Annotated in this window: 25 protein-coding genes and 3 pseudogenes; 7 read left to right on the forward strand and 21 right to left on the reverse strand. The window is 42.1% G+C overall.

Annotated elements, in window-relative coordinates; translation table 11 throughout:
- Positions 1 to 73: 73 nt before the first annotated feature.
- From NST18_RS11885 to NST18_RS11895, 3 genes and pseudogenes are all read right to left on the reverse strand, one after another.
- Positions 74 to 1,680 (reverse strand): annotated as a pseudogene (locus NST18_RS11885) (MDR family MFS transporter).
- Between the two features lie 5 nt (positions 1,681 to 1,685).
- Positions 1,686 to 2,129: a MarR family winged helix-turn-helix transcriptional regulator gene (locus tag NST18_RS11890; protein ID WP_004892190.1), complete on the reverse strand. Its 444-nt coding sequence runs from the start codon at positions 2,127 to 2,129 to the stop codon at positions 1,686 to 1,688.
- A 270-nt stretch (positions 2,130 to 2,399) separates the two neighbouring features.
- Entirely contained in the window at positions 2,400 to 3,629 is a 1,230-nt protein-coding gene (locus NST18_RS11895; protein ID WP_064214420.1) for an IS110 family transposase, read from the reverse strand.
- Between the two features lie 432 nt (positions 3,630 to 4,061).
- On the opposite strand from NST18_RS11895, the gene NST18_RS11900 reads away from it, so the two are divergent.
- The 3 genes from NST18_RS11900 (at position 4,062) to hflC (ending at position 7,467) form a co-directional block, all read left to right on the forward strand.
- Positions 4,062 to 5,480 (forward strand): SpoVR family protein, encoded by a 1,419-nt coding sequence (locus NST18_RS11900; RefSeq protein ID WP_004892194.1) that lies wholly within the window; start codon positions 4,062 to 4,064, stop codon positions 5,478 to 5,480.
- 92 nt (positions 5,481 to 5,572) lie between these two features.
- Entirely contained in the window at positions 5,573 to 6,538 is a 966-nt protein-coding gene (hflK, locus tag NST18_RS11905; RefSeq protein WP_004892196.1) for an FtsH protease activity modulator HflK, read from the forward strand.
- Entirely contained in the window at positions 6,535 to 7,467 is a 933-nt protein-coding gene (gene hflC / locus NST18_RS11910) for a protease modulator HflC (protein WP_340721465.1), read from the forward strand. Before hflK ends, hflC begins: the two co-directional genes overlap by 4 nt.
- A gap of 4 nt (positions 7,468 to 7,471) precedes the next feature.
- Here hflC and NST18_RS11915 read toward each other — a convergent pair whose 3' ends face one another.
- Positions 7,472 to 7,930: a methylated-DNA--[protein]-cysteine S-methyltransferase gene (locus NST18_RS11915; protein WP_004892201.1), complete on the reverse strand. Its 459-nt coding sequence runs from the start codon at positions 7,928 to 7,930 to the stop codon at positions 7,472 to 7,474.
- Positions 7,931 to 8,030: 100 nt separating this feature from the next.
- Between NST18_RS11915 and NST18_RS11920 the strand changes: the two genes are divergently transcribed.
- Entirely contained in the window at positions 8,031 to 8,282 is a 252-nt protein-coding gene (locus NST18_RS11920) for a YhdB family protein (RefSeq protein WP_004892205.1), read from the forward strand.
- A 28-nt stretch (positions 8,283 to 8,310) separates the two neighbouring features.
- Here NST18_RS11920 and NST18_RS11925 read toward each other — a convergent pair whose 3' ends face one another.
- The 3 genes from NST18_RS11925 to NST18_RS11935 form a co-directional block, all read right to left on the reverse strand.
- Positions 8,311 to 9,018, reverse strand: coding sequence for an SDR family oxidoreductase (locus tag NST18_RS11925; protein WP_004892209.1), 708 nt, complete (start codon positions 9,016 to 9,018; stop codon positions 8,311 to 8,313).
- Positions 9,019 to 9,091: 73 nt separating this feature from the next.
- Positions 9,092 to 10,831 carry a phospho-sugar mutase gene (locus NST18_RS11930; protein ID WP_004892212.1) on the reverse strand — a complete coding sequence of 580 codons (1,740 nt, stop codon included), beginning with the start codon at positions 10,829 to 10,831 and terminating at the stop codon, positions 9,092 to 9,094.
- A 147-nt stretch (positions 10,832 to 10,978) separates the two neighbouring features.
- On the reverse strand, positions 10,979 to 11,410 hold the full coding sequence (locus NST18_RS11935; protein ID WP_004892214.1) for a CBS domain-containing protein: 432 nt from the start codon (positions 11,408 to 11,410) through the stop codon (positions 10,979 to 10,981).
- Positions 11,411 to 11,537: 127 nt separating this feature from the next.
- Here NST18_RS11935 and NST18_RS11940 point away from each other — a divergent pair, with 127 nt between their 5' ends.
- Both NST18_RS11940 and NST18_RS11945 read left to right on the forward strand, forming a co-directional pair.
- Positions 11,538 to 11,966, forward strand: a complete 429-nt coding sequence (locus NST18_RS11940) for a disulfide oxidoreductase (RefSeq protein ID WP_004892216.1) — start codon at positions 11,538 to 11,540, stop codon at positions 11,964 to 11,966.
- Complete coding sequence (locus NST18_RS11945) at positions 11,963 to 12,427, forward strand: thioredoxin family protein (protein WP_004892220.1); 465 nt, start codon at positions 11,963 to 11,965, stop codon at positions 12,425 to 12,427. The genes NST18_RS11940 and NST18_RS11945 overlap by 4 nt, the downstream gene beginning before the upstream one ends.
- Positions 12,428 to 12,452: 25 nt before the next feature.
- Here the strand turns inward: NST18_RS11945 and NST18_RS11950 are convergent, their stop codons facing one another.
- Complete coding sequence (locus NST18_RS11950) at positions 12,453 to 12,845, reverse strand: YhcU family protein (RefSeq protein WP_004892222.1); 393 nt, start codon at positions 12,843 to 12,845, stop codon at positions 12,453 to 12,455.
- A 105-nt stretch (positions 12,846 to 12,950) separates the two neighbouring features.
- Between NST18_RS11950 and NST18_RS11955 the strand changes: the two genes are divergently transcribed.
- The gene (locus tag NST18_RS11955) at positions 12,951 to 13,862 is read left to right on the forward strand and encodes an RluA family pseudouridine synthase (RefSeq protein WP_004892224.1); all 912 of its coding nucleotides are present in this window, start codon (positions 12,951 to 12,953) and stop codon (positions 13,860 to 13,862) included.
- 124 nt (positions 13,863 to 13,986) lie between these two features.
- Here the strand turns inward: NST18_RS11955 and iscB are convergent, their stop codons facing one another.
- The 13 genes and pseudogenes from iscB to NST18_RS12020 all read right to left on the reverse strand — a co-directional run.
- A complete protein-coding gene (iscB, locus tag NST18_RS11960) occupies positions 13,987 to 15,267 on the reverse strand; it encodes an RNA-guided endonuclease IscB (protein ID WP_340721644.1) in 1,281 nt (426 codons plus the stop codon).
- 251 nt (positions 15,268 to 15,518) lie between these two features.
- Positions 15,519 to 16,205, reverse strand: a complete 687-nt coding sequence (locus tag NST18_RS11965; protein WP_004892229.1) for a zinc metallopeptidase — start codon at positions 16,203 to 16,205, stop codon at positions 15,519 to 15,521.
- A gap of 136 nt (positions 16,206 to 16,341) precedes the next feature.
- The gene (locus tag NST18_RS11970; protein ID WP_003399194.1) at positions 16,342 to 16,821 is read right to left on the reverse strand and encodes a DsrE/DsrF/DrsH-like family protein; all 480 of its coding nucleotides are present in this window, start codon (positions 16,819 to 16,821) and stop codon (positions 16,342 to 16,344) included.
- Positions 16,822 to 16,879: 58 nt separating this feature from the next.
- Positions 16,880 to 18,013, reverse strand: a complete 1,134-nt coding sequence (locus NST18_RS11975; protein WP_004892231.1) for an MBL fold metallo-hydrolase — start codon at positions 18,011 to 18,013, stop codon at positions 16,880 to 16,882.
- Positions 18,014 to 18,065: 52 nt separating this feature from the next.
- Entirely contained in the window at positions 18,066 to 18,227 is a 162-nt protein-coding gene (locus NST18_RS11980) for a glutaredoxin family protein (protein ID WP_340721466.1), read from the reverse strand.
- Between the two features lie 48 nt (positions 18,228 to 18,275).
- Complete coding sequence (locus NST18_RS11985; RefSeq protein WP_088223189.1) at positions 18,276 to 19,457, reverse strand: IS701 family transposase; 1,182 nt, start codon at positions 19,455 to 19,457, stop codon at positions 18,276 to 18,278.
- A gap of 116 nt (positions 19,458 to 19,573) precedes the next feature.
- A pseudogene (locus NST18_RS11990) lies at positions 19,574 to 19,669 on the reverse strand (glutaredoxin domain-containing protein); the annotation flags it as partial.
- Between the two features lie 82 nt (positions 19,670 to 19,751).
- Positions 19,752 to 20,528, reverse strand: a complete 777-nt coding sequence (locus NST18_RS11995; protein WP_004892235.1) for a sulfite exporter TauE/SafE family protein — start codon at positions 20,526 to 20,528, stop codon at positions 19,752 to 19,754.
- 48 nt (positions 20,529 to 20,576) lie between these two features.
- Positions 20,577 to 20,804 (reverse strand): sulfurtransferase TusA family protein, encoded by a 228-nt coding sequence (locus tag NST18_RS12000; protein ID WP_004892237.1) that lies wholly within the window; start codon positions 20,802 to 20,804, stop codon positions 20,577 to 20,579.
- A 12-nt stretch (positions 20,805 to 20,816) separates the two neighbouring features.
- Entirely contained in the window at positions 20,817 to 21,212 is a 396-nt protein-coding gene (locus NST18_RS12005) for a DsrE/DsrF/DrsH-like family protein (RefSeq protein ID WP_003399177.1), read from the reverse strand.
- Positions 21,212 to 21,790: a sulfurtransferase TusA family protein gene (locus NST18_RS12010; protein ID WP_004892239.1), complete on the reverse strand. Its 579-nt coding sequence runs from the start codon at positions 21,788 to 21,790 to the stop codon at positions 21,212 to 21,214. The genes NST18_RS12005 and NST18_RS12010 overlap by 1 nt, the downstream gene beginning before the upstream one ends.
- Entirely contained in the window at positions 21,787 to 22,101 is a 315-nt protein-coding gene (locus NST18_RS12015) for a rhodanese-like domain-containing protein (protein WP_004892241.1), read from the reverse strand. Before NST18_RS12015 ends, NST18_RS12010 begins: the two co-directional genes overlap by 4 nt.
- A 145-nt stretch (positions 22,102 to 22,246) precedes the next feature.
- Positions 22,247 to 22,393: pseudogene (locus tag NST18_RS12020) on the reverse strand (sporulation protein YhbH); the annotation flags it as partial.
- Positions 22,394 to 22,397 lie beyond the last annotated feature (4 nt).

Below are 22,397 nucleotides of genomic sequence, written 5' to 3' on the forward strand. Positions count from 1 at the left end.
GTGTGCAAACGGTTTACATACGAACAAAAATAAGCAACGATTGATCATCGTTGCCTGTTATATACTTATAATTTTATTCCATTTCATTCACTTTATTCGTCCGATTTGAAATTGTAATGCGACCGATAAACATCGCAAAAATAAAGCCGATGCCAACGAAGATCAATCCATATAAAAATACATCGCTCAACGCATCAACAAGCGTTTGTTTTAATATAGGCACAAACATTTGTTGCATTTGTTCAGGAATTTTTTTTAACGTATCCGGATTTAAAATGACGGAATATACGCTTTGCGGGTTCGATTCAACAAGTTGCTTAAATGAATCTGTCATCGCTTGCGCTTGCGCTGGCAATTGTTCTAACAACGGAAGAAACTTCGCTTCTAATAAATCTTTCGAACGATGATTCATAATCGCTCCTAACAACGTCGCTCCAAACGTTCCACCAATTTGTCGGAAAAACTGGCTTGATGATGTTACAATGCCAAGCTGCGACTTCGGAAATACTTCTTGCAACGCGAGCGTGATAACTGGGTTGACGAATCCTAACCCAAAACCGAGCGTCGCCATAAATGACATCGCTGTCCATTTATTCGTATTGACATCCATCGTTGACAATAAGAAAAAGCCAAGCGCCACAAGCACCATCCCAACAATCACTTGCGGGCGAACACCGATTTTTTGTACAAGTCGTCCACCGATCATACTTGCGATAATAAGCGCAAACATCATCGGAAACATCATCGTTCCTGATTCTGATGGGCTCATGCCAATGATGCCTTGCATAAAGAGCGGTACAAACATAATCGCTCCAAACATGCCGACAGACATAAAAAACCCGACGCTATTAAGCACAACAAACGTTTTATTTTTTAATAAATGAATCGGCATAATCGGCTCTTCTGCTTTTCGCTCTACAAATACAAATAAACTAAAGAAAACGACCGAGCCAGCTAGTAAAGAAATAATTTGCCACGATAGCCAATCGTATTTATCGCCACCGAACGTTAAGGCAAGCAACAACGAAACAACGGCTACAACCATCGTAAACATGCCTGCCAAATCAAGCTTTACTCGCTCAGCGACGCGATGATTATGCAAACCGAGCGAAATGAGAACAATGGCTAATATACCAACAGGAAGATTAATGTAAAATACCCAACGCCAATTTAACGAATCGACAATCCATCCACCCACTTGTGGCCCAAGAATAGATGCTAATCCAAATACGCCGCCGAACACGCCTTGCCATTTCGCACGCTCTGCTCCTGTAAACAAATCACCAATGACAATCATCGCCATTGGCATCATAATCCCGCGCCAATTCCTTGAATAGCACGGAAAATAATGAGTTGGGTCATCGTATCCGCCATGCCGCATAGCGCAGAACCAATGATAAAAATCGCTAGTCCCGAAATATAAATCGACTTTCGACCAAACAAATCGGCAAGTTTTCCCGCAATGGGAACAATCGTTGTTGATGTGAGCATGTATGCCGTTGTTAGCCATGCCATCATGCTCAGTCCCCCAAGTTCTCCGACAATGCGCGGCAACGCTGTGCCAACGATCGTTCCATCGAGTGCACCAAACAACATGGCAACAAGAAGCCCCGTAATTAAAATACCTCGTTTTTGTTGTATATTCGCAACACTTGTTTGTATCGCTGCTTGTTCTTTCATACGTCTCACTTCTCCTCTTTTTCGTTTATCGCAGCAATTTTTTCGATAATATAGACAAACTGTTCAAGCTCATCAAATTGTAATCGGCTTAAATAACGCTCAATAATTTTTCTTCGCTCCGCTCGTGCATGCTGAAGCATTTCTTTCCCCTTTTCAGACAATTGCACATACACGACACGCCGATCCTCTTCATCTCGATCACGCAATACAAACCCACTTTTATATAAGCGATCGATCATCGTAGTAATGGCGCTCGGTTTAACAAACATTTCGTCCGCTAATTCACTTACTGTACATTTCCCGCGCTTTGAAAGCAAATTTAAAATAAAAAACTGCGGTTTCGTTAAGCCGATTTCCTCCTTTGCTAAATCCGCGGCCAATTTGCGAAGGGCTAACGAAAACGCATGCTCTAATCGCTCAACGAGTACAGTAAACGGCGTCCGCTCCATACACACCCCACCTTTTTAACGATATAAATATTTAACATAGTTAAATATAAACGAAAGAAAATATAAAGTCAATCAATTATTCCTGACGTATCAAATGATGCACTCGCTCATACATTGTCATAAGTCCTGCGGTAATATGTCAAGGTGAAAAATCATCGAAATTGGAAATTCGATTGTCCGATGACCCGAAAAAAGGCAATACTTAAGAAGCCCAGTCTTGTCTTATGTCATTAACTGGGTTTTAATGCAAAATCAGTTAGATCGATACCCCTATCGATCTTCCCCCTTTCTTGGCGTGTAGATTTGACCGTTGCGTAGCAGCGCATCGATCACACGCACGAGTTTTCGAGCGGTGAGGACGAGGGCTCGTTTGTGTTGGTGCTTTGGTACTTCCTCATACTTCTTCCGGTAATAGGTGCGAAACGACGCATCATGCCGTTGTACCGAGTTGGCAGCCTCCACTAGGTAGTAACGGAGATAGCGATTGCCGGAACGAATGAGGGAAGTCTCCTCGGCTTGGAACCGACCGGACTGGTGCTTAGACCAAGTCAAACCTGCATACTTTGCTAAGGCGGCTTGGTTGTCAAAGCGCTCGATTTGTCCAATTTCGGCTAAGATGCCAGCGGCGTAGACCGGACCAATGCCGGGAATCGTTTGTAACGTATTTGGGATGCCTTCCAAATGGCGAGTAATCGCTTTATCTAGCTCTTTAATTTGCGCTTGAAGGCTACGGATGGATTGAATCGATAGCCCTAAAAGCAAGTCGATGGAATCCTCGACACATTTGGAAAGCCGATACGACGAACGAGCCGCCTTTTGAATGGACTTGGCGATGCATTCCGGATCGGCAAAGCGATTGCGTCCTTTTTGGCGCAAGAAGTCAGCGAGCTGTTGCACGTCCATCTGACTGATTTCGTCTAAGCTAAACGACTCGAGAAGAAGCTCTAAGATGGCATGTCCGAACACGGAGCTGTCCACCTCTTGGGTAAAGGAACTGCACTTGTAAAACAAGTGTTGGAGGAAGTACTGCTTTTCCCGAGTCAGCTGATGGACGAGATGATAGCGCATGCGCGTGAGCCGTTGAAGGGCGATAAACTGTTCTTGCATGACAGCTGTCACTTTCAAACGGCCAAAGCGAAGCCGATCGGCGATGATCCACGCATCGATGCCGTCCGTTTTATCCAAGTCAGTGTACGCTTCTTTAAATTTGCGAATGAGCTTTGGATTGATGGTAAACACCTTGACATTCCAAGACTTCAGCTCCTCCTGTTGGTGGAAAAACATCGCTGGATGCCAGCTGTAGACCGAAGTGGCTTCCATCCCGATGAGAATTTCGGATGGTTGGAGCTTGTTGGCCCACAGGAGGATTTGATCGCGAAGGAAGGTCGCGCCAAGGAGATGATTGTCCACCTTGAATTGGGCGCACGTGTTTCCTTCTTGATCCATGATACACGTGTATAAGTCCGTTGAGCTCACGTCAATCCCGACGTAGAGTTTCATGAGATCACCTCCAATCGTAGTAGGATCGTGGGGTTGGGACTCTTCGGGATGCCCCCGGACCGCGCCTGTTGACCAGTCACCCTCGCATATGAGAACTCACGTTGGGCCATGGGCTGCCTGGAAGCTGCTCCTTCCAGCATGGGAAACCAACGGGAACAGCCTGCGGGTTAGAAGTCCGAACAGGAGCCGGGGAGACAGACTTTCTAAGTAGTCAAAGCTACAGGAGAGAGAAGAGTGTCCCCGATGATCCTAAGACCATTATCCAAGAACATCGCGAAAAGTCCAACCCCGATGTAGTGCCATCCACGGGGGAGGGGCGCGCCCCTCCCCCGTGGGCAAATCACTTACACATATGCGATTGTCAAGGAGCATATCCAACTGGAAATTCGATTTAAAAATCTTTCTAAACATACTATACGAGGAGGGAATGTGATGAAACGTGATGAGCAAAAAGCATTAGAAAAAGCGATTGCGGAAATTACAGAAATTGCCGAAGGATTTGGGCTTGATTTTTATGAAATACGCTATGAAATTTGCCCAGCTGATATTATTTACACGTTCGGAGCGTACGGCATGCCGACACGCTTTTCGCATTGGAGTTTTGGGAAACAATTTCATAAAATGAAACTTCATTATGATCTCGGATTAAGTAAAATTTACGAGCTTGTCATTAACTCCGATCCGTGCTATGCCTTTTTATTAAACACAAACACCCTTATTCAAAATAAATTAATTGTCGCGCATGTCCTTGCCCATAGCGACTTTTTTAAAAATAACGTTCGCTTCAGCAATACGAAACGGGATATGGTTGAAAGCATGGCGGCGACAGCGGAACGAATTAAACATTACGAACATGAATATGGGAAGCAAGAAGTTGAAAAATTTTTAGATGCTGTTTTAGCTATTCAAGAGCATATTGATCCTTCACTTCTTCGTCCAAAGCTAGCGTGGACGTTAGCAGATACAGAGGTATACGAAGAAGATGATGAAGCACAGAAACCGTCCCCATATGACGATTTATGGTCGCTTGATGAAAAAAGGAAAACACCATCGAATCGAAAAAAAAGAAGAAAATTTCCTCCTCAACCTGAAAAAGATTTGTTGCTTTTTATTGAGGAATATAGCCGCGAGCTTGATGAATGGCAACGCGACATTTTAACGATGATGCGTGAAGAGATGCTTTATTTTTGGCCTCAACTTGAAACGAAAATTATGAATGAGGGCTGGGCAACGTATTGGCATCAACGCATTTTACGCGAAATGGATTTAACGAGTGATGAAGCGATCGAATTTGCCAAATTAAACGCAGGTGTTGTCCAACCTTCTCGCACCAGCATTAATCCATATTACTTAGGATTAAAAATTTTTGAAGATATTGAAAAACGGTGGGACAATCCGACGGAAGAAATGAAAAAGCTCGGAGTCAAACCAGGTTCAGGGCGTGCAAAAATATTTGAAGTGCGCGAGCTAGAATCGGACATTTCGTTTTTACGCAACTATTTAACGAAAGAACTCGTTATGCGTGAAGATATGTATTTATTCCAAAAACAAGGAAAAGACTATAAAATTGTTGATAAACATTGGGAACATGTGCGCGATCAACTTGTGAACATGCGCGTCAACGGTGGCTTTCCATACATTACAGTCAATGACGGCGATTACATGCGCAATGGGGAGTTGTATTTAAAACATTCGTACGAAGGCATTGAACTAGACGTCAAATATTTAGAAAAAGTGCTTCCGTATATTTATCAACTTTGGGGCCGAGCGGTTCATATGGAAACGATCATTGAAAACAAACCGACGCTATTCACATACGACGGAAGAAACGTACAAAGAAAATATATATGAGCTACTGAGCACATCAGTAGCTTGCTTTTTTATTGAAACTTTTTTCTGTTTTTTCCGTACATACATATAAATAACAAGAAAGGTGGATTTATATGGGTAAGCGCTCTATTACAGGCATCGTCATCGGGTCGATTGCTGGTATTTTTCTTCTTGTTGCCGCACTAACATCATGGTACACCGTCGATGAGTCAGAACAAGCCATTATTTTAACATTTGGTAAAATTGATGAAGAAGTGACAACACCCGGACTACATTTTAAACTTCCTTGGCCGATTCAAACGGTCGAAACGTTGTCGCGAGAAACGTTTAGTTTACAGTTTGGCTACAAAGAAGAAAACGGAAAAGTTGTCGCTACAAACCAAGGCGATACGAAAATGATTACAGGTGATGAAAATATTGTTCTTGCCGATATGGTTGTTCAATGGAAAATTACTGATCCTGCAAAATTTCTTTATCGCTCATACGAACCGGAACAAATTTTATATAATGCGACGTCTGCTTCTTTGCGTAGCGTCATCGGCAGTTCAAAAATTGATGATGCGTTAACATCAGGTAAAGCAAAAATTGAAGCGGATGTGCGCGAATTGCTCACCGCATTAATGAAAAAATATGATATCGGCATTTCCATTTTAGCTGTGAAATTACAGGACGTTGACTTACCGAACGACGAAGTGCGCAAAGCATTTACAAATGTCACAGATGCGCGCGAAACAATGAACACAAAAATTAACGAAGCGAATAAATATCGCAACAAACGAACGAAAGAAGCCGAAGGGGAAAAAGACGCCCTCATCTCCCAAGCGGAGGCTGACAAAGTGGCACGCATCGAAAAAGCGTATGGAGATGTCGCTAAATTTAATGCCTTATACGAAGAATATAAAAACGCAAAAGACATTACAAAACAGAGGTTAATGATTGAAACGCTTGAACAAGTCCTACCGTACACACGCATTTACATTATGAACGACGATGGCAATACGTTAAAATATTTACCAATCCAACCACTAGAAAAACAAACGACAGAGAAAAAGAAAGAGCAAGGGAGTGGTAACGAATGACAAACTTCCAAGATGATCAAAACGTCATTAGCTTGAAAGATAAACTGCCAACGAAATGGTTTCGTTTTTTTATCGGGGGAGTCATCGGACTTGTTTTACTCGTTATCGCTTTAACAAACGTCTACATTGTTCATGAAAATGAATATAAAGTTGTACGTCAATTTGGTGAAATTGTTCGCATTGATCAAACGCCAGGATTACGCTTTAAAATTCCTTTTATTCAAAGCGTAACATCGTTGCCAAAAGCCCAAATTTTTTATGACGTCGCCGAAGCAGAAATTAATACAAAAGATAAAAAACGCATTCTCGTCAACCATTACGCCATTTGGGAAATTACAAACCCAAAAGAGATGATTCAAAACGCGCGCACGTTAGAAAATGCAGAATCGAAAATGGACGAATTTATTTTCTCGATTGTCCGCACCGAGCTTGGACAGTTAAATTACGATGAAATTATTAACGACGAAAAATCATCACACGGTAGTTTAAATGACGAAGTAACAGCGAAAGTAAACGACCTACTACAAAAAGACAGCTACGGCATTCGCGTTGTAGATGTGCGCTTAAAACGTATTGACTTACCGAAAGAAAACGAACAGTCCGTTTATAAACGTATGATTTCCGAGCGTGAATCGAAAGCACAAGAATATTTATCAATGGGGGATGCCCAAAAACAACGTATTATCGCGCAAACAGACCGCGAAGTGAAAGAAATGCTCGCTAAAGCGCAAGCAGATGCGGAGCGCATTCGCGCAGCAGGTGAACAAGAAGCAGCACGCATTTATAACGAAACATTCGCAAAAGATCCTGAATTTTACTCATTTTACCGTACGCTCGAATCGTATAAGACAACGATCGGCGAAGATACGGTTGTCATTTTACCAGCCAACTCACCGTATGCGAAATGGCTATTAGGACAAACGCGCTGAGCTTTCAGCGCGTTTCATGTGTAAGTAACCATTTTTTTCTTTCGATTCCCCACGCATATCCACCAAGTCCCCCACCCGTACGAACGACGCGATGACAAGGAACAACGATCGTTATGGGATTGTTGCCGACAGCGTTGCCAACCGCCCGTACCGCTTTCGGTTGCCCAATTTGTTTGGCAATATCGGCATATGAAACCGTTTGTCCATAAGGAATCGTTTGTAATGCTTCCCATACACGCAGTTGAAACGGAGTGCCCACGAGCTTTAAGGGCATCGAAAACGACGTCCGTTTCTTTTGGAAGTATTGTTCAAGTTCTTCTAGCGATTGCATGAGAGGCTCCGCCACTTTTTCGTTCTGATCTTCACCTCGTTCAACGACATCAATCCGCTCGATTCCTTCATTCGTTCCAACGATTTGTAACCAACCGATCGGTGATTCATAATACACAACGTGTTTCTCCATGTCCAACTCTCCTCTGCCAAATCGCACAACATTTACAGCGAGAAAAATGACCGTTTTTTCATAAACTACATATAGCTCCTCACGACAAGGAGGGTTTGCGGTGCATACAGCCGATTACGACAAAGCGCTTTACTATACGTACCGATCGGAATGGGATCATTTACTCATTCTTATGGTACGCACAAAAGACGATTTACTTTCAAAAAAAATTGAACAGTTTCTTCATGCATACAACTTCGAAAAAGATTATACCGTCGTCCAAAAGCGATTAAATGCATTGTTGCGTTACATCGACCACGCGTTGGATGTGTACGAACAAGAGCCAACACTTACGATGCAATATGATTATTAGAGCGAAAGGAACGATCTCCTTTCGCTTTTTATACGACCGGATACGTTTGAATAAGCGGATGTAATACGATTTCATCGACCAACATATGTTTCGGTGCGCTTGCCATATAGACAACAGCTTCGGCGACGTCTTCTGCCTTTAACCATTCTGCTTTTTCAGGCAATCCTTGCGTCGAGTTAGCGAAGTATGTATCAACCATCCCTGGATTGATCGTACCGACACGAATGCCGTATGGGCGCACTTCTTGAGCCACACTTCCTGAAAATCCTTGAACCGCATATTTCGTCGCTGTATATGCCGAACCGTTTGCGATGGTGTATCGTCCAACGTCCGATGAAACGGTAATAATCGTACCAGAACGTTGCTTTTTCATTTGTGGGAGAACGGCTTTCGTCCCGATAAATACACCTTGTACATTTACTTCAAACAACCGCTTCCATTCTTCGACTGTCGTTTCTTCCACAGGCTTAAATACACCAATGCCTGCATTGTTTACAAGCAAATCAATGCGACCAAATGTGGCAACAGTTTCCGCGACGACCTCGTTCATTTGTTGTTCATTACATACGTCCGCTTGAAATGTTTTCGACCCTTTCAATTGTTCGCCAACACGGTGAATATCGGATGAACTCCCAATTAATACAAGTTTCATTCCTTGCTTAGCCAACGCATGTGCGATTGCCAAACCGATGCCGCGTGACGCCCCCGTCACAATCGCAACCTGCCCTTGTAACATGTTGAACACACCCTTTCTATGTTGTCGCTTTTATGTTACCCTCACCCTATACAAAAAAACAACCGATAAGGTATTACACCTTATCAGCTGTTAATGCATATACACGCTCCATGACTGCCGTTTCTAACTGTTCTAGCTTCGTTTTCGCCTCCGTCAATGTTTGCCCTTTCACCCCAAAATAAAACTTCATCTTTGGCTCCGTTCCAGACGGACGCACGCAAAACCACGAGCCGTCCTCCAATACGTATTTTAATACGTTCGACTTCGGCAAATCGATGTTCTCTCTTTCTCCTGTTTCCATATGCACTCGTTCGCTCGTCTTATAGTCTTCGCGAATGACTACACGCTGATTGGCAACAATAGTCGGTGGCTCCGAGCGAAACGTAGCTAATAACGATTCAATGCGCTCCGCTCCCTCTTTTCCTTTGAGCGTTAATGTGCGAAGTCCTTCTTGATAATATCCATATTGTTCAAATAATCGCATAAGTGCCTCGTATAAAGATAAGCCCTGCTTTTTATAAAACGCGCACACTTCAACAACTAACACAGCCGCTTGAATCGCGTCTTTATCACGGGCAAAATCACCAATTAAATAGCCGTAGCTTTCTTCGTAACCAAATTGAAAAACATACTCGCCTGTTTGTTCGTACTGTTTAATTTTTTCACCAATAAACTTAAACCCTGTCAATGTATCCATCGTTTCGATTCCAAACGACTTGGCAATCGCACGCCCAAATTCAGATGTGACGATCGTTTTAAATACAATCCCGTTTTTTGGCAATATCCCTTTTTCTTTCTTTTGTGAAAGAATGTAATGAAGTAACAATCCACCTGTTTGGTTGCCCGTTAAAACAACGTATTCCCCTTCATCGTTTTTAACTGCAATGCCTAAACGATCCGCATCCGGGTCTGTTGCAATTAACACGTCTGCATCGACTTGTTTTCCAAGCTGAATCGCTAATTCAAACGCAGCATGTTCTTCTGGGTTCGGTGATTTTACCGTTGAAAAATTCGGGTCCGGTTGTTCTTGTTCCTTTACAACAAACACGTGTTCATAGCCGAATTCCTTTAATCCACGTTGAACGAGTTTATTTGCTGTGCCATGAAGCGGTGTAAATACGACTTTGACATCAACTTCGTGAGAGAGTTCTGGATGTAGCGAAATCGTTTTTAATTTTTGTATGTATGCATCGTCAATCTCTGTGCCAATCATTTGAATAAGTCCTTTTTCTTTTAATACCTCTTCTCGTTCAACCACGAGTTCCCATTCGTTTTCAATCGCATTGACATATTCAATGACAACATCCGCAATGTGTGGCGGCAATTGCGCCCCGTCTTCTCCGTATACTTTATACCCGTTGTACTCTGGTGGGTTGTGGCTTGCGGTAATGACAATACCCGAAAAAGCACGTAAATGACGGACGGCAAATGAAAGCTCCGGTGTCGGGCGAAGCTCATCGAATACGTACGTCTGAATACCATGGGTGGCAAGCGTTTTGGCTGCTTCCATCGCAAACTGTTGCGACTTGTGACGCGAGTCGTATGCGATCACAACTCCCCGTTTCTTCGCCTCCTCCCCAAACGATGCGATGTATCGTGCTAATCCTGCCGATGCTTTTCGTACGGTATAAATGTTCATGCGGTTCGTTCCTGGTCCAATTTCTCCCCGCATGCCTCCTGTGCCAAATTCTAACGTTTTGTAAAAGCAATCTTCTAACAGCTTTTCGTCTTTTTCTAGTTGTTGCAAGTGTGAGCGCAATTCTTCATCTAACTGTGCTTCTTTCCAACGCTCATATATGATTTTCCACGTCATGTTTATCCCTCCATACCCGTTGTCTATTGTAACTTATTCTCGCTTCTTTATACAAATTCCTTTTTCGTAGTTAAAATTCTCGCTTTTTTATACAAATTCCTTTTTCGTAGTTAAAAAGGAGCTTCTTTAAAAGAAGCCCCTTGTCGCTTAATGGTATGAAGGTTCAGAAATCTCGGATAGCGCTTGTCCTGCCGCTTCATCATACGTATGATTTGTGGCAATATCTCCAAGCGCAACAATGCCGCAAAGCTCGTTATTTTGTACGATCGGTAAACGACGAATTTGATTTTTCGCCATCACTTTCGCTGCTTCGTTAACGCTCATATTTGGTGTGCCTGTAATAACATCGCTTGACATCACTTGCGAAACAGCTGTCGAAGGAGTTAGCCCTTTCGCTGTTGTGCGAAGGGTAATATCGCGGTCAGTAACCATCCCTTTGACCTTTCCATTTTCAACGACAGGAATGGCACCAACATTATGTTCCTTCATTAATTGCGCGGCCTCTTGAACAGATTGTTCTGGTGTAACCGTTGCCACTTGGCGCGTCATAATCGATTCAACAGTATGACTCAATATCATCCTCCCCTTTCGCTTTTTATTGTGTACGTTCAACCGTTCATTATGTAAGTAAAATATCGTCGGAATTTACATCATTTCTTTCTATGTACTATAATGAACGAAGAGCGAAATATAAAAAGGTGGGACGATGATGCATAAAGAAAATTACTTATTAGCCGCTTGGAGCGTCGCGCTGGTCGCTACACTTGGCAGCCTTTACTTTTCCGAGGTACTAAAATTTATTCCGTGTGAACTTTGTTGGTACCAGCGTATTTTTATGTATCCACAAGTATTTTTGCTCGGTATGGCTTTCGTACGAAAACAATTTATTATCGCACGTTATACACTGATGTTGTCCATCATCGGTGGAACGATTTCTTTATACCATTATTTCATTCAAAAAGTTCCATTTTTCCGTAATACCGCTCCATCATGTAGCATTGTGCCTTGCACAGGAGATTATTTAAACTGGCTTGGGTTTATTACCATCCCACTACTAGCATTGATTGCCTTTATTTCCATTAGTGTAATTAGTTACCGAGTAATTCAAATGGAGAAAGAAGGGAAATACATATGAAAAAGTTGCTTATTTTCGGTGGGATCATTATCATTTTATTCGGGGCGCTAGCTTGGATTACATCATATACCCAAAAACAAAAAGCAGAAGGGAACCCGTTCGGGAAAGAAGAGCTACATCCTGCCACGATCGATCTTCTCGATGATCCGAATTACAAAAACATTATTTTGCCTGATGAATTAAGAGAAGCATTAAACAATAAAGAAACGATGACGATTTATTTTTACAGTTCAACATGTGAGTTTTGTAAAAAAACGACACCAATCGTCGTACCATTAGCGAAAGAAATGGGAATCGACTTGAAGCAATTTAACCTGCTTGAATTTGAAGAAGGTTGGGATGAGTATCATATCGAGGCAACACCGACCATTGTTCACTTTAAAAATGGACAAGAAGTCGCGCGTATTGAAGGATATTACGAGGAAGACGTATTTCGAAAATGGTTTGAACAAATGGAATAAAAAGCCTTCATCACGAAGGCTTTTTTTACATCACCCAAGCATGAATAGGCTTCATATACATGCTTACATACTCATCTCTTTGATGCAAAAAATGTTCAAGAGTGAGTGGAAAACTAATCCCATGCTGTTCTAGCTGCTCAATATTTCGCTGAAACAGCTGTTCATAATGGGCGGAACGATGATGGAACGAAACAAACTCAATGATGGCTTGTAGTGATTGCAATGCAGAAATAATCGTAAATGCCTCTTTCAACGTTCCGTCATATGTGGACGCTTCAAATTGTAATACACCGAGCGATTGAAACGTTTCAATTTCATCGTCTGTAAAATATTTTGGAAAAATACATGTATAAAACTGTTCAATAAGCGAATGAATATATTGCTTTTGTTCTTCCGTAGCAGCATAGACGGTTTTCAATTGGCCTCACCTTATTCCATTTCACTTCCTAATGTATAACGAAATTGTAACATATCAACGCACTTTATGGTGTTGGTAATTTATTGTACAGAAAGAGTGAGACGAATGAATGTGCAAAAGAAAGGAAATTGGCTTCTGTTTGAAGCGCCAAAATCATGGAGCGGTTTATCGCTCGAACAAGCATTTCAAACGAAATGGTTCGTTCCGAAAAAGATGTTGCATGAATGGCGAATGACAAAGGCAGTGGCTATAAATGACAAAATCGTTTCTTTTCGAACAATCATTTCACCGCATGATCGCATTCGCATTCATATGAAAGAAGAAACGATTGAACCGACTCCAACACCGCTCCCGCTTCATATTGTATTTGAAGACGATCATGTGCTCGTCGTTAACAAACGAGCGCATATAGACGTCCATCCGACGCAACCGAGTCAAACAAATACGTTAGCAAACGCTGTAGCCTTCCACTTTCAATGTGAAGGCATTTATAGTAAAGTTCGTCATATTCATCGACTCGATCGCGATACAAGCGGCGTTATTTTATTCGCCAAGCATGCACTGGCTGGGGCTATTCTGGATCAATATTTAGCGAAACGAACGATTCATCGCACATATATTGCACTTGTTCACGGATATGTCAAACAAAAAAAGGGAACGATCGAAGCACCGATCGGCCGTGATCGCCATCATCCAACAAGACGCCGCGTATCAAAAACAGGAGATACAGCTATCACGCACTATGAACGTCTCCAATATGACAAACAAAAGCACGTATCACTTGTTCGTCTCACGCTTGATACAGGACGAACGCACCAAATTCGTGTCCACATGAGCTATATTGGCCATCCATTAGTTGGTGATACGTTATATGGAGGAAAACCGTGGATCGATCGACAAGCGTTACATGCGTTCTCTTTATCGTTCCTACATCCGTTTACTGGGGAACGTATCACTTGTTCCGCTTTGCCTGATGAAACCACTTTCGGTCACATAAAAAGAGGCACGTTATTATAACGCTGCCTCTTCATTCATATCTGTCACTACATCTACGTTATGGGGAAGACGTGTCACTTCAATTTTTTTCACGAACACTTGCGCAAGGAAGCCCCTGCCTTAAGGCACGGGGAGGAATTGCGCCTTACGCAATGTTCATTCCCTCCCTTCGATATGTGTATCCGTCGAATCGCTGAATGACTTGGACATATCTATAATTTATTCCTTGTGCGATACGCTTTCCGTCCTTACCTTTAATATCGAAACTTCCAGTCTTTCTACATGCGACTTCGCCAAACCAAACGCCTTGATATTTCCCTCTTGGGACAACAGCCTTAACCATGTCCCCTGTTTGAAAACCAAAGAAGAACTTTTGTCTTGCCAAAAATCCTCTTGGAAAGCCATACTTATCAAGATTTGTACGAGAGCGACTTCCGCGTCCTTTTGCCTTGATAAATAATGCTTCTTTTGTTTTGAAATGCAATTGGAGTGGCGTGCTTTCGCCTACACAACAAGCATCAAAATAGTGAATTTTCGGTAGTCCTAATCGTATTCGATTCATTTTCGTTCGTGCGCCTGTTCCACACTCTACTTCGCATCCGCTTTGTTTTAACACTTCATACACTTTCCATCGAGTGGCATTCACTACACTTGCGTCTTTTAGCGTTTTTTTGACCATTTCTTGAATATGTGGATACCCGAATTCTTCTGCTGTCTTACTTCCTTTGCGCTGATTACAGTCATGACAGGCAAGACATAGGTTATCCACTCGGTCTGTTCCACCTCTCGATTTTGGAATGATATGCTCCACTTCAAGTGGAACATTTTCTTTTCCGCAATAACAACACTTCCGCCCAAACTTTTCAAGCAAATACTCCCGTACTTCATATCCTTGTAGCGTACCTTGTTGATACTCTACACCATTGATTTCAGGATTTCGCATGAGTTGCGTGTCAAACTTTGCGTTCTCGTACGATATATGCTCAATCGGACATATCTTCCTTAAACGCTCCACCCATGTTTGAATATTTTGCACACGACTCTCTAACGATGGTGGCAACCACCCGTCTTTTCTCCTACGATTAAGAAAACGTGGTTTTCTGTATCGAGTTTTTCGCTTTCTTCTTGCACGACGAAACGCCCGTCTTTTGTCTAATCGCTCTTTGATGTCTGTGCGATGGTCAAGTTGCCCTAACCATACCACTTCTTGTCCTCGCACAATCGCAAGTCCTGTGTGTTTACTTCCGTAATCGATTTTGAGCCGATACGGTGTTTTCGGTCGAAAATTATCGACAATTTCTTTTAAAATAATCGTAAATGGATAGCGTTTGTAGATCGCTGCTTTTCCTTGCTTTAATAACTTTCTTGCGACCGCCTCATGACAAGGGGCGAGTGGACGCTTATTTGTATCTAATACAAAAACCATAGGGTTCTCCCCTTTCCTCTGCATAAAGCAGGTCATATTCTCCTCGACCATGTTATAGATGCTTGTTATATGCAAGACACTAGCGCTACCCACCACGCTTGTTTAATCTTGCACGACAGAGGGTAGGGCTGGAGAAGCACCCCACCGTGTCATGACATCTATAACGTAGGCTCTGTTTCAAGCCTTGGTCTAGTCAACACGGGGCTTACAAGCCCACGGCTTTAACCGTTGGGTTGTTGACCTCCTATTGATTAATCTTCATCGTTTCCTTGTACAAAAATAAGCACATACTTAATTAATTCTAACACCGAAATAAGCGCTGCAGCAACATATGTTAACGCTGCGGCGTTTAATACTTTACTGACTCCACGTTCTTCTTCATTGCGAATAATACCTTCCGCAATCATAAAGTCTTTGGCGCGTGAGCTTGCATTAAACTCAACTGGCAATGTAATAACTTGGAATGCAACGGCAAACGAGAATAAAATGATCCCTAAACCAATTAACGAAAATTGTTGCATCAAAAACCCGCCAAGAAGAAGGAATGGAGCAATTCCTGATGTAAAATTCACGAGCGGGAACATACGGTGCCGTAAAACGAGCGCACCATACGCTTGTTGATGTTGCACTGCGTGGCCAACTTCATGGGCAGCCACCGATACAGCAGCAATCGAACGACCGTAGTACACAGGCTCTGATAAACGAACCGCACGCGCAATTGGATCGTAGTGATCCGTTAATGTGCCTGGAACAAGCTCAACTGGCACATCATATAACCCATTTCTGTCTAAAATGAGTCGCGCAACTTCCGCTCCTGTTAAACCAGATGAAGCTGGAACATCCGACCATTTGCTAAAGTTTCCTCTTACTTTGAATTGCGCCCAAATCGATACCCCGAAGGCAATTAAAATGAGAAAATCCATTGGATGAAAAAACATCACATCATCCCTCCATACATTTATTTTAGTGAAAAATGATCGAAAATGAAAGAGAATACCCTTTACATATGTTATATACGACTATTGTGTCCAAAAAGTTTCATAAAACCGAAAAAAAACCTCACCATAAGCGAGGTTAAATAAATAAATTTACTTTTCCTTCTGTCGCATCTCCTAAATAAGCAGCGACCCCTCCAAGTTCAACACCATCAATTAATTCTTCTTTCTTAATGCCTAATAAATCCATTGTCATCGTGCAAGCGACAAGTTTCACTCCTTGCTCTTGTGCCATTTCAATTAATTGCGGAAGCGTCATCGCGTTATGTTTTTTCATCACATGTTTAATCATTTTTGGACCGAGTCCGCCCATGTTCATTTTCGATAATCCTAGTCGATTCGCTCCTTTTGGCATCATCCAGCCAAACATTTTTTCAAGCCATCCTTTTTTTACAGACACGCTTTCTTCTTTTCGTAACGTATTTAATCCCCAAAAGGTAAAGAAAATCGTCACATCATGATCATAAGCCGCAGCACCGTTGGCAATAATAAACGCTGCCATCGCTTTATCTAAATCACCACTAAATAAAATAATTGTTGTTTTCTCCTTCTTTTCCATTTGTTCATCTCCTTTCATTCTAGAAACAAAATACCCCAACAAATTGGGGTATTTTGTTTTAGTGTGTATGGTGAACAGCACAACGGTTTGGACCAATTTCAAGTTCTTGTTGTTGCTCTTGTGTAGCATCTTTTACGCCACGGTTAATAGCAATAATGTCTTCAAAGTTTGGCGGTGTTTCAGAAGATGCCGATTGTGCCACATGTTCAACGAACTCCTCTTTCGTTTTCCCTTGCATAATTTCATTCATTTGACGAATGTTTCCTAACGTATTGCCAATATATCCTTGCTCATTCACTTCTTGATCGAAGTTTGCATAGTGTGCTGGCAGGACAATGACATCATCTGCAATTTGTGCGACTTTGTTATATACTGTGTCGTATAAGTCTTTTGCCCACTCGCGCGCTTTTCCACCAAGGTCTGGTCGACCAAGACCGCTGACGAAAATGGTATCGCCTGAGAATAACAATTTATTGTTTACGAAGAACGATACACTTCCCGGAGTATGACCTGGTGTTTTAATCGCTAATACTTCTAAGCTGACTTTTTCAAATTCAATGCGATCATGGTTTTCAAGCGGCTCGAATTCAAATACGGCTCCTTCACTTTTCATTAAGTAGTACTTTGCTCCTGTTTGTTTCGCCAATTCATATCCGCCTGAAATATGGTCTGCATGCAGATGCGAGTCAACGATATGAGTAATCGTTACATTTTCTTTTTCTGCCACTTGTTTATACACATCGATAAAACGAGAAGGGTCAATGATAAGAGCTTCTTTTCCTGATACGACCATGTAAGAAAGACAACCTTTGCCGACTCGGATGAATTGATATACTTTCATATCTTCATTTTGATATACGACAACCGGATATAAATATTCACTCCATGCTTTCATGCCGCCTTTTAAATAAAATACTTCTAATCCTTTTTCGGCGAGCATTTCCGCAACCATCATAGAAGACCCTTCTTTTGCACAAACGACGACGATTTTTTTATCTTTCGGTAAACGCTCTAACACAGGCTCCACACCATCAATGAGTTCAAAATAAGGGATATTTAAATATTCAATTTGTTCCCCTTCAATTTTCCAATCCGCAAAGTCTGACTCATTGCGAACATCAAATAAGAAAAACGGTTCTTTATTTACAATCATCTCGTTTATTTGCTGTGCCGTTAATGCATGTACTGCCATATACTCTCCACCTCTCTTTTATACCTTATAGGGTATTTTTATAGATAAAAAATTATTGTTGTAACAATTGCATAATGCGTTGCGGATCAAATCCAATCACCCAACGTCCATTAATTTCAGTTTGTGGCACACCCATTTGTCCAGTTGAGCGAACAACATAATCAATAGCCTCAGGATGTTGATGCAAATTCACTTCTTTACTGTAGTTGAGCAATTTTCGTTACAATAATTACCATTTAAAAAGAGACAAACAGGGTACCCCTTATGCCACGTGGAGCTGTTTTTTCACGGTATCAATGGGAATATTTTGTTTTGCTGCACGATAAATGAACTCCACGAGGCTATGTCCTTTTCTCTTGCGCAGGAGATCGAGCCCATCCGAAAAATCACTGTTAGACTCGAACATGCTGTACACATACGCAAGTTGCACCAAGATCCAATACCGTTTCACCGCCCGACGCCCGCGAACGCGGTATCCATCGAGTTTCAGCTGGTCTTTCGCTTGACGGAAAAAACATTCGATCGACCAACGTGCAGCATAGTAGCGCAAGATCTCTTCATCGCTTAGCTCGCGATCGGTGCTCAAGACGCAATGAAGATGTTTCGGCGTCATCGGCTGATCGGCTTTCCATGCGAGCAGCACCACGGCATCCTTGAGACCGTTCAGAGCGCCTTCGTAGCGATACACCCGATAACGCTCTTTTCCCACCGTGACGAGGCGGGTATCCCGTGGCTCCATAGATTTGGCAAATTCTTTTGCTTGAATGGCCGTCCCTTTTGGATAGAGAATCCGATTCGTCTTCAGCATCGCGATGACGTGGAACCCTTTTTTTAAGCAGGCTCCCACGAGGGTTTTCGATGGATACCAAGAGTCCATGAGCACATAAACGGGTCGACTCACATCCAACGAAGAAAGCATCTCGATCGCGAGTTCCCCTTTGCTTTTCCCCACCGTCTTGTCGTAGAGGCGAAAGGCAAAAGGAAACGCTTGGGTCATCGTATGAACCATGAGCCAAACGAGAGAATGTCCCCAGATCGACTTTTTCTCTGCGTGAGAATAGTGCCAATCACACCCTTGAATGGCGTGTGTTGCCCGTGACGAGGGCTTCGTTTTTTGGCAAATCGTATCATCGATCGAAACAAAAATGGGTTGATTCTCTCGTTTCGAGCTGCGTTCGACACGATGAAGCACCCACTGTTGGAGTTTGCGAAGCAGCGTCTCTTCCTCCCATGGGCTTTTCGTGAAAAAATGGCTCAGTGTCGTGCGATGGTTCGGATGAAAACTCCCATGATGTAGATCGGTCAGCGTTCCCGAAAAGCCCTTTGTAATCATCGCATCCACGATATGAACGAGATGCTTCATGACAGGTTTCGAGAAATAAAGGGCCAACCCCAACATCGTCAAAAACTTGTGGATTCCTTGGTGATGTGCTAATCTATTCATGAGACATGAACCTCCTTGTGAATGGTTTGTTGGCACATCTATTCTAACCAAGGAATCGGGTTCATGTCTTCTTTTTTGTTTGGTTGTAAATTTATGTTAGTAAATTTGCTCATCTACAGTTCTTTAAATGGGATGCCGCGTTCAGCTAAAAAGTTTTTCAATAATGTACAATATGGACATGTTGTTGTTGTATATACAGTTACTTGTTTCATCTCACTACTCCTCCTTTGTGTTACGGTATTCTATATACCCCTACTAGTATTATAACATGAAGGATGAACTTTTCAACATTTTTTACAAAATATCCAACCAAATTTTAATAGCTGTTGCTACGATAAGTGCTGATAAAATAAACTGTAATATTTTTGTATTTACCTTTTTACCAACGTTCGCTCCAATCGGGGAAGCAATTAAACTTGCAACAACCATAATGAACGCCGTCCAAAAATCAAATTGACCTGTCGTAATTTTTCCTACTGTTGCCCCAATCGATGAAATAAACGTAATAGCTAGTGAAGTCGCAATTGTCATGCGCGTTGGAATTTTTAATACGACGAGCATAATTGGTACGAGAATAAACGCACCAGCAGCACCAACAATTCCAGCGCTCACACCGACAATGAATGCTAATGCCGCAGCAAGCCATTTGTTGAATGTTACTTGATCAAGTGAAATGTTGTCAATTCCTTTTTTCGGAACGAACATCATCATTGCCGCGATAGTAGCTAACACCGCATAAACGATATTGATGCCGCCTTCGCTCATTAATTTCGAGCCGTAACCGCCAATGAAACTACCGATCAAAATGCTCGTTCCCATGTAAATAATTAACGTCTTGTTTAAATACCCACCTTTACGGTACGCCCAAACACCGCCAATCGTCGCAAATAATACTTGAATGGCGCTAATACCTGATACTTCATGTGCGCTGAATGCCGCATAGCCTAACAATGGAGGGATATATAGCAACATCGGATATTTAATAATTGAACCACCAATCCCAACCATGCCGGAAATGAACGAACCGATGAAGCCGATGAGAAAAATCGTCACGATAAAACCTATGCTCATGCTAGCTCACTCCTTACATTGAACATCGGGAAACATTCCCGATGTTCACTACGCTTTACGAACCCAAAATTTTAGTACATCTCCTTCTTCAATCATGTCGATCACCTCATGACCAGCCGATTTCGCCCATGCAGATAAATCGTTTTTTGCTCCTTTATCCGTGACATGAATTTCTAGCACTTGACCTGATTGTAACGTATCCATCGCTTTTTTTGTCCGAACAATCGGCATTGGACACGCTAACCCTTTTGCATCAACAACAAGATCCGCTTTCATGTTTTTCCCTCCTTAAAATGTCAATGTAATGTCAGCGTCTTTCGCAAAATCAAGGAATGTAACGGCTCCACCAACATCAATGCCGTCTACAAAATGTTCTTTTGTTAATCCCATAACATCCATCGTCATTTGGCATGCGATAAACTTCACGCCCATTTCTTGCGCCATTCCCACAAGTTCTGGAATGGATGGGACGTTCGCTTGTGCAAATCCTTGTTGAATTTGTTCTTTTCCTTCTGGCAACGGCAGTTGTTTATACGCTTCCTTATGAATTAAATTCAGTCCTTCAAACGTAAAGAAAATCGCTACTTCCGCTTCTGTTGCCGCAGCTGCTGTTGCAATGTTAAATACTTTATATGCATCAAATAAACCGCCGTTTGCTGCAATAATTGCTACACGTTTTTTCATTATTCATTTCCCCCTTTAACCATTGTTCCTTTCCATTCTGTCATACCTGGAATGACATTAAATACATGCGCAAATCCTTTTTCAGCTAATTGTTGGGCTGCAAGGTCACTGCGATTGCCTGTTCGACAAATGACGTAAATCGTCTCATTTTTGTTTAATTCATTCATACGTATTTCTAATTGTCCAAGCGGAATATGATACGCCCCTGGTATATGACCAAACGCATATTCTGCTTCTTCACGCACATCTAAAATAAACGGTTGTTCATTGTTTTCTACTTTTCTTTGCAATTCATCTAAAGCGACGACATGAGGGTATTTTGTTTCTACTTTCACTTCGGTAGGATTCGCCTTACGAAGGTAATGCTTCAATACCTCCCCTTCTTCGATCGTTCCGATGTATTGATGGCCTGTATTTTTTGCCCAACCTTGAATATCGGCAAGCGATCCTTTATCCGTTGCTTGCACCTCAAGCACTTGACCAGGTTGTAATTGCTCCATCGCCTTTTTCGTACGAACAATCGGCATCGGACACGCTAGTCCACGCGCATCAACGACATAATCTACGTGAATTGTCACTTTACTCCCTCCCCTTTTTCAACTTCTCCTGTCCATTCGAGCATCCCGCCCGTCATATTTACGACGCGGTATCCGTAACTCTCTAACAATTGGCAAGCCATACCGCTTCGATTTCCTGAGCGGCAGACAAGAATATGTTCTTGATCTTTATTCACTTCGTTCATCCGCTCAAGTAATTGACCGAGCGGGATGTGACAAGCACCAGGAATTTTCCCTTGAGCCACTTCTTCATCCTCGCGGACATCAATAATGCTTAGCGCACGCCCTTCTTTTAACTGTTGATCTACTTCCTGTGGCAATATATGCTTCATTTTTATCACCTCTCTATACTCATAAGGGTATTTTTAATCTCAAAAAATAATTTATTACCATTACCTCTATGAGTATATTACAAAAACCCCCACCCGTTTGTCAACTGTTTTTTCTCCAAAAAAAAACCTTGCATGACACAAGGATTTAAACGAGTGTTTTCAATTCTTCTTTCCGGAAAAACGACCTCATTGCCTGTAACACATCCGACTTTTGTTTCAAAATGTAGTAGCGAAACTTTTCATCTTTAATATGCTTATATGCGGACATGAGAGTCGAATGCCGATTGTACTGATAC

Origin of the sequence: Anoxybacillus sp. FSL W8-0104, from assembly GCF_038004465.1 — a bacterium.
Taxonomy (GTDB): Bacteria; Bacillota; Bacilli; order Bacillales; family Anoxybacillaceae; genus Anoxybacillus; species Anoxybacillus flavithermus_G.